The sequence below is a fragment of the Arthrobacter subterraneus genome (assembly GCF_900099735.1).
GTDB lineage: Bacteria > Actinomycetota > Actinomycetes > Actinomycetales > Micrococcaceae > Arthrobacter_D > Arthrobacter_D subterraneus.
This window is the reverse complement of sequence record NZ_FNDT01000001.1, coordinates 469043-486509: the sequence shown is the minus strand read 5'-3', so window position 1 is coordinate 486509 and position 17467 is coordinate 469043. Positions and strand designations below refer to the sequence as shown.

At 64.4% G+C, this 17467-nt stretch carries 14 protein-coding genes; 10 read left to right on the top strand and 4 right to left on the bottom strand.

Translation table 11 applies throughout. The features are described from left to right. Nucleotides 1–129 precede the first annotated feature (129 nt). The 7 genes from pulA (at nt 130) to BLS52_RS02210 (ending at nt 8078) form a co-directional block, all read left to right on the top strand. A complete protein-coding gene (gene pulA / locus BLS52_RS02240) occupies nt 130–3198 on the top strand; it encodes a pullulanase-type alpha-1,6-glucosidase (RefSeq protein WP_090584327.1) in 3069 nt (1022 codons plus the stop codon). A 177-nt stretch (nt 3199–3375) separates the two neighbouring features. Next, entirely contained in the window at nt 3376–4353 is a 978-nt protein-coding gene (gene paaA / locus BLS52_RS02235; RefSeq protein ID WP_090584326.1) for a 1,2-phenylacetyl-CoA epoxidase subunit PaaA, read from the top strand. Beyond that, nucleotides 4354–4707 carry a 1,2-phenylacetyl-CoA epoxidase subunit PaaB gene (gene paaB / locus BLS52_RS02230; protein WP_245702652.1) on the top strand — a complete coding sequence of 118 codons (354 nt, stop codon included), beginning with the start codon at nt 4354–4356 and terminating at the stop codon, nt 4705–4707. Beyond that, the gene (gene paaC / locus BLS52_RS02225; RefSeq protein ID WP_090584325.1) at nt 4704–5528 is read left to right on the top strand and encodes a 1,2-phenylacetyl-CoA epoxidase subunit PaaC; all 825 of its coding nucleotides are present in this window, start codon (nt 4704–4706) and stop codon (nt 5526–5528) included. Before paaB ends, paaC begins: the two co-directional genes overlap by 4 nt. Then, nucleotides 5522–6031 carry a 1,2-phenylacetyl-CoA epoxidase subunit PaaD gene (gene paaD / locus BLS52_RS02220; protein WP_090584324.1) on the top strand — a complete coding sequence of 170 codons (510 nt, stop codon included), beginning with the start codon at nt 5522–5524 and terminating at the stop codon, nt 6029–6031. Before paaC ends, paaD begins: the two co-directional genes overlap by 7 nt. Then, on the top strand, nt 6031–7191 hold the full coding sequence (gene paaE, locus BLS52_RS02215) for a 1,2-phenylacetyl-CoA epoxidase subunit PaaE (RefSeq protein ID WP_090584323.1): 1161 nt from the start codon (nt 6031–6033) through the stop codon (nt 7189–7191). The genes paaD and paaE overlap by 1 nt, the downstream gene beginning before the upstream one ends. 107 nt (nt 7192–7298) lie before the next feature. Next, complete coding sequence (locus tag BLS52_RS02210; protein ID WP_090584322.1) at nt 7299–8078, top strand: enoyl-CoA hydratase/isomerase family protein; 780 nt, start codon at nt 7299–7301, stop codon at nt 8076–8078. Between the two features lie 309 nt (nt 8079–8387). Here BLS52_RS02210 and BLS52_RS02205 read toward each other — a convergent pair whose 3' ends face one another. Beyond that, the gene (locus tag BLS52_RS02205; protein ID WP_090584321.1) at nt 8388–8816 is read right to left on the bottom strand and encodes a GlcG/HbpS family heme-binding protein; all 429 of its coding nucleotides are present in this window, start codon (nt 8814–8816) and stop codon (nt 8388–8390) included. Next, on the bottom strand, nt 8813–11005 hold the full coding sequence (locus BLS52_RS02200) for a malate synthase G (RefSeq protein ID WP_090584320.1): 2193 nt from the start codon (nt 11003–11005) through the stop codon (nt 8813–8815). Before BLS52_RS02200 ends, BLS52_RS02205 begins: the two co-directional genes overlap by 4 nt. A 361-nt stretch (nt 11006–11366) precedes the next feature. Here BLS52_RS02200 and BLS52_RS02195 point away from each other — a divergent pair, with 361 nt between their 5' ends. Beyond that, nucleotides 11367–12731, top strand: coding sequence for an FAD-binding oxidoreductase (locus BLS52_RS02195; RefSeq protein WP_090584319.1), 1365 nt, complete (start codon nt 11367–11369; stop codon nt 12729–12731). 114 nt (nt 12732–12845) lie between these two features. On the opposite strand, the gene BLS52_RS02190 is transcribed toward BLS52_RS02195, so the two are convergent. Then, entirely contained in the window at nt 12846–14675 is a 1830-nt protein-coding gene (locus BLS52_RS02190) for an L-lactate permease (protein WP_175460061.1), read from the bottom strand. A gap of 196 nt (nt 14676–14871) precedes the next feature. Between BLS52_RS02190 and BLS52_RS02185 the strand changes: the two genes are divergently transcribed. Beyond that, nucleotides 14872–15606, top strand: coding sequence for a VldE C-terminal domain-containing protein (locus BLS52_RS02185; protein WP_245702651.1), 735 nt, complete (start codon nt 14872–14874; stop codon nt 15604–15606). 27 nt (nt 15607–15633) lie between these two features. Here BLS52_RS02185 and BLS52_RS02180 read toward each other — a convergent pair whose 3' ends face one another. After that, nucleotides 15634–16077: an Lrp/AsnC family transcriptional regulator gene (locus BLS52_RS02180; protein WP_090584316.1), complete on the bottom strand. Its 444-nt coding sequence runs from the start codon at nt 16075–16077 to the stop codon at nt 15634–15636. A gap of 263 nt (nt 16078–16340) precedes the next feature. Here BLS52_RS02180 and pdhA point away from each other — a divergent pair, with 263 nt between their 5' ends. Next, on the top strand, nt 16341–17465 hold the full coding sequence (gene pdhA, locus BLS52_RS02175) for a pyruvate dehydrogenase (acetyl-transferring) E1 component subunit alpha (RefSeq protein ID WP_245702672.1): 1125 nt from the start codon (nt 16341–16343) through the stop codon (nt 17463–17465). Nucleotides 17466–17467 lie beyond the last annotated feature (2 nt).

The window sequence follows — 17467 nt, the reverse complement described above, 5'->3', positions numbered from 1 at the left end:
GTCGGGACGGACAGTGAAAACTTTCATGAAACTTTCTGTAAAGCCTTGACCGGGTGCAAACAGGCTTCCTAGGGTGAGATGGCCTACTACCAAGATCGGACGTGCGCTGGAGCACGTCGAGGAGGATCCATGCCCATCCCTTCACCCACCCACCACAGCCGACGGCGCTCCGCCGGACTGGCCGCCGGCATCCTCGCCGTGCCGCTGCTGGTCAGCCTGGTGCCGGTCCCGGCGCTCGCCGACCACAGCCCGTCGCCCTCAACGGTCACGCTCGTCGGCTCCCTGCAGTCCGAACTCGGCTGCCCCGGAGACTGGCAGCCCGAGTGCCCCGCGACCGCCCTGACCGAAGTGGAGGGCTCGCCCGGAACGTACAGCGGAACCTTCGAGGTCCCGGCGGGAGATTACGCTTACAAGGCGGCGCTCAACGGGAGCTGGGCCGAAAACTACGGCGCCGGCGGCGCTGCGGGAGGGGGTGACATTGCCTTGACTTCGCAGGGAGGGTCCGTGACCTTCACCTACAACCACGGCACGCACGTGATCACCAGCGATGTTCCGGAATCCCTCGTCTCCGGGGCGGCTGCGCACTGGCTCGCCCCCGGCGTCCTGGCCTGGGACCTCAGCGACGCGCCCGAGGGGTCCTCCTATCGCCTGTACTACGCGCCCGACGGCGGTCTGGAAGTTCTTGACGGCGCGGTCACCGGCGGTGATTACATCGAGCTCGAGCGCACCTCTGACGCCCTGACTCCCGAACTCGCCGCCCGGTTCCCGCACCTGGCAGCCTTCGATTCGCTGACTCTCCCGAAGAAGGCTGCAAAGCAGGCGAAGCACCTGTTGAAGGGGCAGCTGCTTGCAGTCCAGGTCGGCACCGACGGATCCGTCCTGCAGGCGACCGCCCTCCAGGTCCCCAACGTCCTCGACTCGCTGTACCCCAACGCGCAGAAGCGCAGCCTGGGGCTGAGCTGGAAGGGCCCGCGCCCGCGCTTTGACCTCTGGGCGCCCACCGCGCGCCAGGTCAACCTTCACGTCTACCGTGAAGGATCCGGCGGAGAGGCCCTCGCCACTGTTCCCCTCAAGGAAGGGAACGACGGCGTCTGGTCGCTTCTCGGTGAAAAAGGCTGGGCGGATGCCTACTACCTCTACGAGGTGGAGGTGTACGTGCCGGAAACCGGGAAGGTTGAGCGCAACGTCGTCACCGACCCCTACAGCGTCGGCTTGTCCACCAATTCCGAGCGCAGCCTCATCGTGAACCTGATGGACCCCGCGCTGGCTCCGGCGGGCTGGGAGACACTCGAAAAGCCCGCGCTGGAGAAGCCCGAAGACCTTTCCCTCTACGAACTGCACGTCCGCGATTTCTCAATTGCCGACACCACGGTTCCTGAGGAGCGCCGCGGCACCTATGCGGCCTTCGCCGAGAGCGGCAGTGACGGCATGAACCGCCTCGCGGACCTCGCAGCGGCGGGGATGAACGCCGTCCACCTCCTGCCGGTCAATGACATCGGCACCATCGAAGAGCGCCGCGACGCCCAGGCGGAACCGCAGTGCAACCTGGAGAGCTTCGCGCCCGACAGCGAGGAGCAGCAGGCCTGCGTCTCCGCCATCGCAGGCAAGGACGGCTTCAACTGGGGCTACGATCCACTGCACTACACGACGCCGGAAGGCTCCTACTCCACCAACCCGGCTGACGCCACCCGCATCCGCGAGTTCCGCGACATGGTGGCCGGCCTGAACGACACCGGCCTGCGGGTCATCCAGGATGTGGTCTACAACCACACCGCCGGTGCGGGCCAGGCCTCCACCAACAACCTCGATCGCATTGTCCCGGGCTACTACCACCGGCTGAATCCGGTCAGCGGCGCCGTGGAGACATCCACCTGCTGCCCGAACACCGCCACTGAGAACGCCATGATGGGCAAGCTGATGGTGGACTCCATCGTGACCCTGGCGCGCACCTACAAGCTGGACGGATTCCGCTTCGACCTGATGGGACACCACAGCAAGCAGAACCTGCTCGACGTGCGGGCCGCCCTGGATGAACTCACGCTCGAGCGGGACGGTGTGGATGGCAAGAGCATCTACGTCTACGGCGAAGGCTGGAACTTCGGCGAGGTGGCAGACAACGCCCGGTTCGAGCAGGCCACTCAGGCAAACATGGCCGGCACCGGCATCGGAACCTTCAACGACAGGCTCCGCGACGCAGTGCGCGGCGGCGGGCCCTTCGACGAGGATCCACGCGTGCAGGGATTCGGCTCCGGCCTCCTGACCCGGCCCAACGGTGCGGAGGTCAACGGCACCCCGGAGGAGCAGCGCGCCCGTCTGTTGCTGAACCAGGACCAGATCAAGGTGGGCCTGACCGGAAACCTGCGGGACTACACCTTCGTGGACCGCACGGGCGCCGAGGTGACCGGCGCGGACGTCGACTACAACGGCAGCCCCGCCGGCTACACCGCAGACCCGCAGGAGGCCGTCACCTACGTCGAGGCGCACGACAACGAGACCCTCTTCGACAGTCTCGCGTTCAAGCTGGCCCCCGGTACCTCCATGGCCGAGCGCATCCGGTTCCAGACCCTCTCGCTCAGCACCACGGCCTTCGGCCAGGGCGTGTCCTTCTGGCACGCCGGGGGAGAGGCTCTGCGCAGCAAGTCCCTGGACCGCAACAGCTATGACTCGGGCGACTGGTTCAACCTTCTGGACCACACCGGTACCGAGAACGGCTTTGCCCGCGGACTGCCGCCGCGTGCGGACAACGCGGACAAGTACGGGTTCATGGCGCCTCTCCTGGCGGACCCCGCACTGAAGCCCGAGCCGGCGGACATCGCAGCAGCCCGGGAGCAGGCCCTCGCGCTCCTGGAGATCCGGAAGAGCACCCCGCTGTTCCATCTCGGCACCGCCGAACTGGTCCAGCAGAAGGTGTCGTTCCCGACCGGGGGTCCGGAGCAGGCTCCGGGCGTCATTGTCATGCACATCGATGACAGCGCCGGACCGGACATCGACGGGGAACGGACCGGCGTCGTCGTCGTTTTCAATGCCTCTGACGCCGCCGTCACGGAAACGGTCGAGGCAACGGTGGGACAGTCCTTCGGGCTGCATCCCATCCAGTTGAATGGTTCGGATGATGTGGTGAAGGGCGCCTCGTTTGATTCGGCGACCGGCAGCTTCACAGTCCCGCCGCTGACGGTTGCCGTCTTTGAGGCGAAGTAGCCCGTAACTGTCAGGCAAGGAAGGGCCGGAACAGCGCACCTGCTGTTCCGGCCCTTCCTTACGTCTCCGGACCCGCCGGTGTTGACTCTGAACTCGCCTCGCCGATATCCTGAACGAACGGTCGGTAATTATTTCGGGTCGGCGCTTCAGCCGGCCTCCCACAGTGAGGTGACCATCATGACAACCGCGACTGACACTCCGCAGGACCTGACCGCGGAGCAGGAACAGTTCGACCGGCTGATCGCCGAAGACTCCCGCATCGAACCCCGTGACTGGATGCCGGAGGCCTACCGCAAGACCCTTACCCGGCAGATCTCCCAGCACGCGCACTCCGAGATCATCGGTATGCAGCCCGAAGCGAACTGGATCAGCCGCGCCCCCAGTCTGAAGCGCAAGGCCATCCTCATGGCCAAGGTCCAGGATGAAGCCGGGCACGGTCTCTACCTCTACTCGGCTGCGGAGACCCTCGGCACCAGCCGCGACACCATGACTGAGGACCTCATCGCAGGCAAGGCGCGCTACTCCAGTATCTTCAACTACCCGGCGCGCACCTGGGCTGACATGGGCGCCATCGGCTGGCTGGTTGACGGCGCGGCGATCGCCAACCAGGTTCCGCTGTGCCGGGCGTCCTACGGCCCGTACGGCCGCGCGATGGTCCGCATCTGCAAGGAAGAGTCCTTCCACCAGCGCCAGGGTTTCGAGATCCTGCTGGAGCTGTCCAACGGCACCGAAGCGCAGAAGAAAATGGCGCAGGACGCCGTGAACCGCTGGTACGCGCCGAGCCTCATGATGTTCGGCCCTCCGGATGATGACTCACCCAACTCCAAGCAGTCGATGGCCTGGAACATCAAGCGCTTCTCCAATGACGAGCTGCGCTCGCGCTTTGTCGGCATGATCGTGGAGCAGGTCAAGGTCCTCGGTCTCACCCTCCCGGATGACCAGATCCGCTTCAACGAGGAAACGGGCAAGTGGGAGCACGGCCCGCTGGACTGGAACGAATTCAAGGAAGTGCTTGCAGGCCGTGGACCGTGCAACGCCCAGCGCCTGGAGCGGCGGCGTGCAGCGCACGACGACGGCGCCTGGGTCCGCGAGGCGGCTGCGGCTTACGCCGCAAAGCAGGCAGCAAAGCGCAACGAACTGAAAGAGGCGGCATAAATGGTCGGCGGATCACAGACAGGCGACGACGGCGCCAAGGCCCCCAGCGCGGAACAGCCGGGCCACCCCACGGCCGAGCCGTGGCCGCTGTGGGAAGTCTTCGTGCGGTCTTCGCGCGGGCTCAGCCACGTCCACGCCGGATCGCTGCACGCACCAGACGCGGACATGGCCGTCCGCAACGCCCGCGATCTGTACACCCGGCGCAACGAGGGTGTGAGCCTCTGGGTGGTGCCGGCGTCGGCCATTATCACCAGCGATCCCGATGCCAAGGGCCAGTTCTTCGAGTCCCCGCAGGGGAAGGACTACCGGCATGCCACCTACTACACCAAGAGCGAGGGAGTGAAGCACCTGTGAGCGAGTCGAACGCGAGCGCCACCCGCATCACTCCGGGCAACGCGCTGCGGCCGGAGGACATTGCGGCCTCGGATGTCCGCCCCAGCGAGGCCGTCGCCGAGTACGCCCTGCGCCTGGGCGATGATGCCCTGATCCTCGCCCAGCGCCTTGGCTGGTGGATCTCGCGGGCTCCTGAGCTCGAGGAAGACGTAGCCTTGGGCAATATTGCCCTGGACCAGATCGGGCACGCCCGGTCATTCCTCACCTACGCCGCGCGGGCCTGGGACAAGACCGAGGATGACCTCGCGTACTTCCGCGGGGAGGACGAGTTCCGCTCCACCCACCTGGTGGAGCAGCCCAACGGCGACTTTGCGCGGACCATCGCGCGGCAGCTCGTGGTTTCGCAGTACCAGTTCGCCCTGTATTCCCGGCTGGTCAGTTCGTCTGACGCTACGCTCGCGGCCATCGCCGCGAAGGCAGTGAAGGAAGTGGACTACCACCGCGACCACGCCCGCCAGTGGGTGCTGCGCCTCGCCCTGGGCACCGAGGAATCCCGGCGCCGGATGATCGAGGGGCTGATCCTCACCTGGCCGTATGTCGGGGAGCTCTTTGAGGATGACAGCCTCGTGAAGGAGCTTGAGGGGACTGCGGTTCTGCCGTCCTCGCTGCGGGAGTCCTTCGATGCGGAGATCCACGGCCTCTTCGCGGAGGCTGACCTGGAGGTCCCCGAGGTACCTGCGGCAGTCGGCGGCGGCCGGCGCGGCGAGCACAGCGAGCACCTCGGCTACCTGCTGGCCGAAATGCAGGTCCTCGCCCGGGAACATCCGGGGGCAACATGGTGACCACCCTGCACCCGTCCCGGACCGCGTCCGAGGCCGCCGTCTGGGAGATCGCTGCCACCGTTGCGGATCCCGAAATTCCGGTACTCACCATCGAGGATCTCGGTGTCCTCCGCGCGGTGGACATTGACGACGACGGCGCCGTCACCGTCACGATCACCCCCACCTACTCGGGGTGCCCGGCCATGGATGCCATCCGCGACGACGTCATCACTGCCCTGGCAACGCAGGGGTACGCGGACGTGCGGGTTGCCCTGGTCCTCGCACCGGCCTGGACCACGGACTGGATGAGCCCGGAGGGCAAGGCAAAGCTCGAGGAATACGGCATCGCCCCGCCCACGGGCAAGGCGGCCGCCGGAAAAGTGAGCGTCGGCCTGAGCGTGAAGTGCCCCCAGTGCTCATCGTTGAACACCCGTGAGCTCACCCGCTTCGGCTCCACGTCCTGCAAGGCGCTCTACGTCTGCCAGGACTGCAGGGAGCCCTTCGACTACTTCAAGGTGCACTAATGGCAGTGAAACTGGCGCCCTCCACGAAGCGGCGGACCGCTTTCCATGAACTGACCGTCGCCGAGGTGCGCCGGCTGACGGAAGACGCGATCGAGGTGACGTTCGCTGTCCCCGAGGAGCTGGCCGGCCGCTTCGACTACGTGCCCGGACAGTATGTCGCCCTGCGCACCACGCTCGACGTCGACGGTGAGCCCAAGGAAGTGCGCCGGAGCTACTCGATCTGCGCGGAGCCGCAGCCCGGGGAAATCCGGGTGGCCATCAAGAAAGACCTCGGCGGGACCTTCTCGACCTGGGCCAACGAGTTCCTCAAGGCGGGCGACAAGCTCGATGTGATGAGCCCCATGGGTCAGTTCATCTCGAAGCACCCCATGACCGGGTTGAACAACCCGGAGAGCATCGACACCAGCACGGAGCACTCCTTCGTGGCCGTTGCCGCGGGCTCGGGCATCACTCCGGTCATCGCCATTGCGCGCTCGGTCCTGGCAGCCGACCCGGCGGTACGCTTTGACCTGATCTACGCGAACAAGGCGTCGATGGACGTGATGTTCCTCGAGGAGCTCGCCGACCTGAAGGACCGCTATCCGGCCAGGTTCGCGCTCCATCACGTGCTGTCCCGCGAGCAGCGCATTTCCCCGCTGCTGAGCGGACGCATTGACGCCGGGAAGCTGCAGACCATGCTGACCAGCGTCATCCGTACCGAAGAGGTGGACGAGTGGTTCCTCTGTGGACCCTTCGAGCTGGTCCAACTCTGCCGCGACACCCTCGCCGAGCGGGGAGTTCCGCCGGAGAAGATCCGGTTCGAGCTCTTCACCACGGGTGAGCCCACCAAGCCGGAGGGGCAGATCGGCCGGCCGGTCAAGGAGGCGGAGGGCGACGACGTCTTCTCCATCAACTTCAACCTCGACGGGCTGCAGGGCACCGTCTCAAGCCCCACTCACGCGCGTGAGTCCATCCTGAACGCCGCGTTGCGGGTGCGTCCCGACGTGCCGTTTGCGTGCGCAGGCGGGGTATGCGGCACCTGCCGGGCCAAGGTGGTCAGCGGAACGGTCGACATGGAGGAGAACTACGCGCTGGAGCCGGACGAGCTCGCCAAGGGGTACGTCCTGACGTGCCAGTCCAGGCCCACCAGCCCCGAAGTCACCGTCGACTACGACGCCTGACCCGAGTCGCCTAACGCGGGAAGTTTTTGTCGCCGTTCTGCTGTTTTCGCACGCTCATAACAGCAGATAGGCGACAAAAACTTCAGAAGAAGAAGAGGAGCGCTTGCATGATCGACCTGACCATCGAGAACAACGTCGCCGAGATAGTCCTCAACGCGCCGGGGAAGCTCAATTCCCTCAACGAGGACGCGCTCGCTGAGCTGTCCGCAGCGTACGACGACGCCGCCTCCGCTGCAGCGGACGGCCGCGTCCGTGCGCTGCTGCTGCGCGGTGAGGGCAGGGCTTTCTGCGCGGGACGGGACATCTCCGGCGTCGATCCTGAAACCGACGACGCCGTTGCCTACCTGGACGGGCTCGTCACCCCGCTGCTGAAGAAGATGGCGGCGTTCCCGGCCCCCACCTTCGCAGCTGCGCACGGTGCTTGCCTCGGCGTGGGCCTCGGGCTCCTGATCGCCACGGATGTGGTCTACGTTGCTGATTCCGCCAAAATCGGTTCACCCTTCGCCAAGCTGGGCGCAACACTGGACTCCGGCGGCCACTGGCTGTTCACGGAGCGCCTGGGCGCGCACCGGACGCTCGACCTGATCTACACAGCGGACCTGATGAGCGGCGCCGACGCCGTCGCCGGGGGGCTCTTCAGCAGGGTCTTCCCAGCGGCGGAACTGCTCGCGTCCACGAGATCCACGGTTGAACGCGTAGCTGAGGGCGCCACCGGAGCCTTCCGGGCGTCGAAGGAACTTGTTGCCTCCATCCGTGACCGGAGGTTGGGACTCTGGGACTCCGTGACGGAGGAGAACCACGCCCAGGGTGAACTGTGCAGCAGCACCGATTACGCCGAAGGGTTCCGGGCCTTCCAGGAGAAGCGGCCGCCGGTTTTCCGGGGTTAGTGCCTCGTTTATTACACCCGGGAAACCGGTTGTGCAACGGTTTGAACTCAATACGGCGTAATTTCCGCCAGGGGACCACATTTTGTCTTTTCGTGGCATTTACTGGGACAGGTGGTCGGGACGCCTGTCGTGGGGGCCTCATGGGGGACGGTGACATTCAGAACGGGATGTCACTTTCCAGTACGGCGGGCATCCCGGCCATCTTCTTCTTCGCTATGTGATGTCCGCGAACACAGCTCCGTCACTCAACAGAAGCAGGCAGGGCCGGGGAGACGTACGCCTCCCCGGCCCTGCATGAAGCGGCAGTAGTCAGTCCACCTGTGCCGTCAGGCCGGAAGCTTCAATCGCCGTCGACGCCGCAGTCTCGTCGTTGTCGGAGCTGTCACCGCTGATTCCCACGGCACCCTGGATGATGCCGTCGCTGTCCCGAATCAGGACGCCACCGGGTACCGGGATCAGCCGGCCACCCAGTGTGGCAGTTGCAGCTGCGATGAAGTAGGCCTGCTGCTCGGCCCGCTCCATGATGGCACGCGAACCCATGCCCAGGGCCAACGCACCGTACGCCTTGCCCTGTGCGATTTCAAAACGGTTGTTCGAGGCGCCGTCCTGGCGTGCGGCGGCGATGACGTGGCCGCCGGCGTCGAGCACGACGACGGTCAGCGGCTTGAAACCGTGCTGCTGCCCTGCCGCCAGGGCGTCGGTGATGATGGACTGGGCGAGCGCGTAGGTCAGACTCATAGTGTGTTCCTTGTCAGGTTGTCGGGGATAGCCTGCTTGCGCAAGGCACGGCGGCTGTGCAGGACAGGTTCGGTGTACCCGGAGGGTTGAGCGGCGCCCTCGAGAACCAGCTCCCGCGCAGCCAGGAATGCCTCGGTGTCAAAGCCGGGCGCCATGGGTGTGTACCCGGGGTCAGAGCTGTTCTGTTCATCGACTATCGCGGCCATCCTTTGCAGTGACGCCTCAACATCGTCCCTGCTCACAATGCCGTGCATAAGCCAGTTGGCAACGTGCTGTGAGCTGATGCGGCAGGTGGCGCGGTCTTCCATGAGTGCCGTGCCGGAAAGGTCCGGAACCTTGGAACAGCCGACGCCGTCGTTCACCCAGCGCACAATATAGCCGAGGGTGCTCTGGATGTTGTTGTCCAGCTCGTTGCGCCGGTCCTCGTCAGTCCAGTCGGCCGGGTCGCCGACAGGGATGGTGAGAAGCTGCCGCAGCGTTGATCGGCGCTTTCCGGTGAGCTCGGACTGCCGGGCATCCACATCCACCTCGTGGTAGTGGATGGCGTGCAGCGTTGCCGCGGTGGGGGAGGGAACCCAGGCGCAGTCAGCCCCGGCACGTGGGTGGGCGACCTTCTGGACGAGCATGTCCGCCATGTTGTCAGGAGCTGCCCACATGCCCTTGCCGATCTGGGCCCGACCTCCGAACCCGCATTCCAGACCGATGTCGACGTTGGCATCCTCGTAGGCCGCGATCCAGCTGGAGTTACGCATGTCGGCTTTGCGGACCATCGGGCCTGCGAGCATGGAGGTGTGGATCTCATCGCCGGTACGGTCCAGGAATCCCGTGTTGATGAAGGCGACGCGTTCCCGCGCCTCCCAGATACAGGCTTTCAGATTGGCGGAAGTACGGCGTTCTTCGTCCATGATGCCGATTTTCAGGGTGCGCGGGTCAAGGCCCAGGACGCCCTCGGCTCCCGCTAGCAGGGCGCACGCCACGGCAACTTCAGCAGGGCCGTGCATCTTCGGCTTCACCACATACACCGAGCCCGCGCGTGAGTTGCGGCCGGCGTTCGGGCCGCGCAGGTCGTGCAGCGAGCCAAGGCCGGTGAAGAGGGCGTCAAGGATTTCCTCAGGCACCGGAGTGCCGGCTGAATCCAGTACCGCGTCGCTGGTCATGAGGTGGCCGACCTGGCGGATGAGAAGCAGTGAGCGGCCAGGCAAAGTCAGTTCTGATCCATCCGCTGCCGTGTATACGCGGTCCTCGTTGAGCCGGCGGGTGAAAGTTTGGCCGCCCTTTTCGATGTCGGCGGTCAGGGTGCCCTGCATGAGCTGCAGCCAGTTGCGGTAACCCGCCACCTTGTCCGGGGCATCGACCGCGGCAACGGAGTCCTCGAGGTCCATGATGGTGGTGATAGCGGATTCCAGCACGATGTCCTTGACGCCGGCCGGATCTCCCGAGCCGATCGGGTGCTGACGATCGATCTGGATCTCGATGTGCAACCCGTGGTGGCGGAGCAGCAGAGCTTCCGGCAGGTCTGCGGAGCCCCGGTACCCTGCGAACTGGTCCGGCTCCGCCAGGCCGGTTGTGCCTGAAGCGGTCTCTGCCACAAGGCTGCCGTCCGAGACCCGGTAGCCGGTGACGTCTGCGTGGGATCCGTTGGCCAGCTCGAAGTGGTCGTTCAGGAACTGCCGCCCCTGTGCCACGACGGCGGCTCCACGGACCGGATTGTAGCTGGAGGTGAGCTCGCGGCCCTCGGCCTGGTCGATGGCGTCTGTGCCATAGAGTGCGTCATACAGTGAACCCCAGCGGGCATTGGCAGCGTTCGCTGCGAAGCGCGCGTTGAGCAGGGGGACCACCAGCTGGGGCCCGGACACGGTGGCGATCTCCGGGTCGACCCCGTCGGTGGAGATGCTGAAGTCCCCGGGCTCCTCCACCAGATAGCCGATCGACCGGAGGAACTTCTCGTACTCGTCCGGATCCAGGGCCTCCGTACCGCGGGAGCGGTGGTACTCGTCGATTTGCTGCTGTATCCGGTCACGGGTTGCCAGAAGTTCGCGGATCCGGGGCGAGAATTCCCGGATGAGCTCGGCTGCACCCGCCCAAAATGCTTGCTCTTTGATCCCCGTACCGGGCAGCGCTTCCTCGCGGACAAAGGTGTACAGCTCTTCGGCAACGCTTAGTCCGCTGGTCTCCAAATAATTTGGCATACGGCTTGTCCTTCGAGTTCTCATAATGTGGAAAAAATTTACCAGTAGGACGAACCTAACCACCGGGGGCGTCGCTGTCAACGTCAATCCTCAGGCAGGCGTCAATCCTCAGGCAGGCAATGATGGCCCGACAGCGGTCTCTTCCACGCGAGTTCCATGCCTGCGGCCGTTTATCTCACAGGGGCCACCGTTCGCCTCATGGTTGCCGCTCCTCATCGAGGAAACCCATAATCCGTTGACCCCTCCTCTTCTCAAAAGTAGTGTTTATTATCCTGCAAAAGTTTTTTCTCACATTGCGAAATCACATAGAGCGCCGAGGCTCGCTGCAGGATGTTTACGCATGACGAAGGAGTTTTGTGAGATGACGGTTCAAGCCAGTTCGACTGCCAGGGTTCTTGAGGGCTTACGCCACGCTTCCGTCTCGGAAGCGGACAGGTGGAGGGCGAGTACCGACAGGTCGGGCTACGTCTCCGCCTCTGCTCCGGACGGCGTTGTCTTCGCCGAGTCGGCCGACGACGTCGTGACGACCATGCGCCTTGCCGCCGCCAACCGTACGCCGGTTGTGACGCGTGGAGCAGGGACAGGTCTTGCCGCCGGCGCATCGGCGAGATCAGGCGAAATTGTCCTTGATCTGTCCCGGATGAACAGCATCCTCCGGATCGACCCGGTGGAGCAGCTCGCGGTTGTCCAGCCGGGCGTCCTCAATGCTGAACTGAATGCCGCCGCAGGCGAATACGGTCTCTTCTACGCGCCGGACCCTGCCAGTACCGCCATATGTTCGATAGGCGGGAATATTGCAACCAATGCCGGAGGGATGCGGTGCGCGAAATACGGCGTTACCCGGGAGGCCGTGCTGGCCCTGCAGGTGGTCCTTGCGGACGGCAGGACGTTGAGGACAGGCCGTGAAACGCTCAAGGGGGTTACCGGATACGATCTCAACGCCCTGATAACGGGTTCCGAAGGAACGCTTGGAGTGGTGGTTGAAGCGACACTGCGCCTCCGCCCGCTCCCCGTCTCTACTGCGACGGTGGCAGCCTTTTTCCCGGATTTCGCCACGGCCGCTGCTGCAGCGTCAGCCGTCATCGCCGCACGAATCCAACCGTCGCTCCTGGAACTGATCGACGGGCAAACCCTCGAGGCTGTGGACATGGCACTGGGTACCGACTACCGAAGCCGCGGCGGGGCATTCCTCCTCGCACAAACCGACGGGTTCGGAGCCTACCTTGAACAGGACGTCCTCATTGAAGCCATCAAGCCCTTCGCCACCTCCTTCGAAAAAGCCGCAGACGCCGAGGAAGCAGACCGCCTTCTCATGGCCCGCCGTGAGGCGATCCCCTCCCTTGAAAAGCTGGGCCGGGTGTCCATCGGCGATATCGGAGTACCCCGGGGCCGCCTCGCAGAAGTGGCGCTGGGCCTCGAGGACATAACGGCAAGGACCGGGGTCCGGATTTTCACCGTGGTTCACGCATCTGACGGCAACCTGCATCCGATGCTTGTTCTCAATGAGGAGGATTCGGTGACCGAGGGGCCTGCGAAGGTTGCACTGGGCGAGATGTTCCACCTCGCGAAGCGTCTCGGCGGAACGTTGACCGGGGAGCACGGCGTCGGGCTTCTCAAGCGGGATTGGCTGCTACCCGAGCTTGGCGAGGTGTCGATGGACGTGCATCGAATCATCAAGGACGCGCTGGATCCCGATGGAATCCTGAACCCGGGCAAGGCCATCTGAATTCATCGCTCCAAATAAAAGGACGGTAGCCTTCGCTACCGTCCTTTTATTTGGTGTTTCTTACCTGAGCCGTCCCTCGTGACCGTAGGCGGTCCCAGGGGCATTTGTTCTTCGTCAGGCCGGGTCCTTTTCCTCTGCAAGCACTGCAACGTCCTTTTCCTCTGCAGGCACTGCACCAGGGAAGGCCGGCTTCTGCCGAATCATCCAGCGGGCCAGGAAAGCCAGTCCTGTAACGAGTGCCACGAGCATCACGGTTCCGAGGTTCAGGCCGATTCCGTGGATGAAGACAAAAGCTACCGCTCCGGCAGTGAATGAGTAGTAGATGGTGACCAGCACGGTCTTCCGCAGGAGGTCTCCCTCCCTGCCCAGCAGGCCCACCGTGGCGGCGGCGGCAACGATGTTGTGAATCGCCACTGGGTTTCCGCCGGCACCACCGACGGCCTGCGCAGCAACGACCTGCTCGGGGGGCACGCCGATGGCATTGCCGGTGGAGAACTGGAACTGGGCGAACGTCAGGTTCGAGACAGTGTTGGAGCCGGCAACGAAAGCTCCGAGCGCTCCGATCCAGGGTGCGATGGCCGGCCAGGAACTGCCGGTCAGCGCCGCGGCACCCTCCGCGAGCGTTACCGGCATGCTGGAAAGTCCTGAGGCGTTGAGGTCCGGTCCGGACTGGATCAGCACCCGCACGAGGGGAACTGCGAACAGCAGGGCGACGGCGGTTCCTGCGAGTTGCCTACCGGAGATCTTTACTGTTTGTGCGATCTGCGCACCATTCATGCGGTGCAGCAGGTAGGCGAAGACCGAGGCGAGGATCAGTAGGAAGGCCGGCGAATAGAAGGGCTGTACCGAGGTGGTGATGCCGGTTCCAAGGATGTTCTCGAAGGGAATGGCGATGCCGGTGAGGTAGGTCTTCAGCGATGGAATTACCCGTGTTGCAACCAGCAGCGTAGCCATCAGGACATAGGGCGCCCAGGCGCGCACGATGCTCATGTGCGTGGAAACGTCGGTTGCCTTGCTTGGCTCTATCGTTCCCATCCAACGATCGGACCAGGAGGACCTCGGGCCGAAATCGAAGGTTTCCTTGGGCATGAGGAATCCCCGGCTCGACGTGAACATCACCAGCGTCAACCCGATCAGACCACCGAAGAGCGATGGGAACTCCGGTCCGAGGAACCGCGCAACGAGTACGTAGGGAACGGTCATGGCCAGTGAGGAATACAGCGCAAACGGCCAGATCGCGAGTCCGTCACGGAACCGGCGCTCAGGTCCGAAGAACCCGGTCAGCATGCAGACCAGGATCAGCGGAATGAGCAGCCCGACGGTCGCGTGGATCGCCGCGACCTGGAACCCAATGGAGGCAACGAATTCCGGCATCGTCAAGCCAAGGACGGATATCCGTTCTGCGACTGCGGGATCTCCGCCCAGTCCGTTACCGACGCCGACAATGATTGGAGTGCCGACCGCGCCGAAGCTTACCGGCGTGCTCTGGATGATCAGGCCGACCATGACAGCTGCCATCGCAGGAAAACCCATCGCCAGCAGCAACGGCGCGACGACGGCGGCGGGAGTCCCGAATCCCGAAGCACCTTCAATGAACGAGCCGAAGAGCCAACCGATGATGATGGCCTGCACACGCCGGTCCGCGGAGATATTGTCAAAACCGGCCCGGATGGTCGCCATCGCGCCGCCGATTGTCAGGGTCGACAAGAGCAACAGGGCGCCGAACACGATATAGAGCAGTGTGGCGGCCGTGATCAGGCCTTCGAGGGAGGCTGCAAGGATTCCCGTGAAGTCCATTTGCCAAACGAACAAGGCAACGAGGACTGCGACGACGTAGCCCACGGGCATCGCATACTTTGCGGGCCAGCGGAATCCGGCAAGCAGTACGCCGACGATGAGAATTGGAGCTAATGCTAGGAGGCTGAGTACAGCAAGATTATCCAAAACGTGGTCCTCTCTGACCATATTCCGTATTGTGAAATAAATCTTTTATCCAGTGGATGAAGCCTAAAGTTGTCCCGAGTTATGGTCAACAGTTTTAAAGAGCTTTGGTAGTTATTTGCGACGAACGGCGCAGGAACCACCATCGAGGGCCAAGAGTTAAGGTTTCCAGTTCCTCTGTTGCAGCTGGAAGGTTACCGTGCGAAAAGTGGGTTGGTTGCTGGTGGGCCTGCTGCTTCTCGGGCTGGCCTCCACTGCGGTGTTCTCCGGATCCGGCTTGTCGGCCGGCCTTCGCGCCGGGAGCGGCCTGCTACCGGCACTGACCGAATGCACCGTCGAGACTTCCGAGGGGGAAATCGGGCTTGACCGGGATGAGGCCCGGCTGGCCACCACGGCAGTCGCGCTCCTCGCCCGCGGGCTCGAGGCCCCGGACATTTCCGGTATCGACCAGGCAGTGCTGCAGCGACTGGCCGACGGACCGCCTGATGACGCCGGCCCCAGCCTGAGCTGCCGCGGATCGGCTGCGGGCGACCTGCAGCAACAGGAACCCACCGCCACGGGCCTGACGCCGCGCGCTGAACGGCTGCGGAAGGAGATGGCCGGCGTGTTCGGCGACCAGAGCCTGGGCGGGTTTGCCCCAGGCGGGGTCGATCAGGGCCACGGAGCGGACTCGACCCATTACGACGGTCGGGCCATTGACATCTTCTTCCGGCCGGTGAGCGAGGAAAACCGGCGTCAGGGCTGGATTCTGGCTCACTGGCTGGTGGCGCATGCCGAGGAGCTGGACATCCAGTACGTCATCTTCGATGACCTGTTCTGGAGCGCGCACCTGGCCCGCGGCGGATGGCACAACTATGAAGCCCCGGATCCCGGCAACGATATCCTCCGCCATCTCGACCACGTGCACGTTGACGTGCTGCGTGGAGAACCCTGACCGGGGACACGCGCGTGGGAAAAAGCGCTAGCGGGTGTCCATGTCCTCGAACACCAGGAAGGTCTGCGTGTCCAGCACCCCGGGCATGGACTGCAGCTGGTCGAAGATCACCCGCCGCAGATCCACATTGTCTTCGGCGCGCACCAGGAGGATGACGTCGAAGTCCCCGCCGACCAGCGCAATGTGGTGCACCTCCGGGATCGCCCGCAGCTGCTCCCTTAGCTCCCGCCATGAGTGCTGGCGGACCTTCAGTGTCACGTAGGCCGAGGACCTGAGGCCGGCCTTGATCGGGTCGATCAGCGCGGTGAACTTGGTCAGCACCCCGGTTTCCGTCAGCCGCGCAATCCGTGAGTAGGCGTGCGCGCGGGAAATGTGGACGTTTTCCGCCACCGCCGTTACCGAGAGCCGGCCGTCCCGGGTGAGCTCGGCCAGGATCTTGCGGTCGACGTCGTCGAGGGGTTGCTCCGCCATCTGTCTACACCCTTATTAGTTATCCAGCTCACATCGGCAATTCGTCTGCCGAAATGCCTATCTCGGTTTCATTCTTCCACGATAGTGCGCATCTGTGGATACGAAACCGTGGACAAACGCATAATTGAGCAACAGATATCGCTATCCGGCCTGCGGGTCGGGAAGCGTCGGGCAGAGAAGCCGTCCCTCATTGTCGGAACGGCTGAGGAGGCAGCATGAGCATTTCAACCGGGAGCTCCGCCGGCAACCAGTACGGCGGGTCCATGAAGCGCACCGGCCAGGACCGCAGCATCGATGTGGGCCCCACGGCGGAGGAGTACATGCTTCCGTCCGCCCAGCCGGTCCAGCTTGTGGACCCGCAGGGAGAGCACGTCCACAACGACCGCTACCCCCTGCCCGACGGCGACGAGCTCCTTGCTGCCTACCGGAAGCTGGTCATCGGCCGCCGGATCAACGAGCAGGCCAATGCACTGGTCCGTCAGGGCCGGATGGCTGTCTACCCCTCCTCACACGGGCAGGAAGCGTGCCAGGTGGCTGCCGCCGTCGTTCTGGAAAAAGACGACTGGCTGTTTCCGACCTACCGGGACACCGTGGCGGTGATTACCCGCGGAGTGGATCCCCTCGAAGTGCTGACGCTGCTGCGGGGCGACTGGCATTCCGGGTATGACCCGCATGAACACAAGACCGCCACCCAGGCAACACCGCTGGCCACCCAGCTGCTGCACGCCGTCGGCGTAGCCCATGCAGCCAAGCTGCGCGGCGAGAACACCGTGGTGCTGGCGCTCTGCGGGGACGGCGCCACCAGCGAGGGCGACTTCCACGAAGCGCTCAACTTCGCCGCAGTGTTCCACGTGCCGGTGGTCTTCCTCGTCCAGAACAACGAGTACGCCATCTCCGTGCCGCTGAAGCACCAAAGCGTGGCTCCCTCCCTGGCCCACAAGGCAATCGGCTACGGCATGCCCGGTGAGCGTGTGGACGGCAATGACCTTGCGGCCATGCTGTCCGTCCTCGGCAAGGCGGTCGACCGGGCACGCGACGGCGGTGGCCCGGCCCTCGTGGAGGCCCACACCTACCGCATGCAGGCCCACACCAACGCGGACGATCCGTCCCGGTACCGCTCACAGTCCGACGTCGAGAAGTGGGTTCCCAGGGACCCGATCACCCGGATGCGCACCTACCTCGGGAACCTGAACCTGCTCAACGCTGATGTAGAGCGGGACATCGCCGACGCCGCCGAACAGACCGCCACGACCCTCCGCGACGGATTGAACTCAGACCCGGACATCAACCCGGCTGACCTCTTCGAGTACGTCTATACCGAGAAGACAAGCCAGCTGCGCGAACAGGCCGCCCTGCTGGCGGACGAGCTCTCACGGGAAGGTGCGTAGCG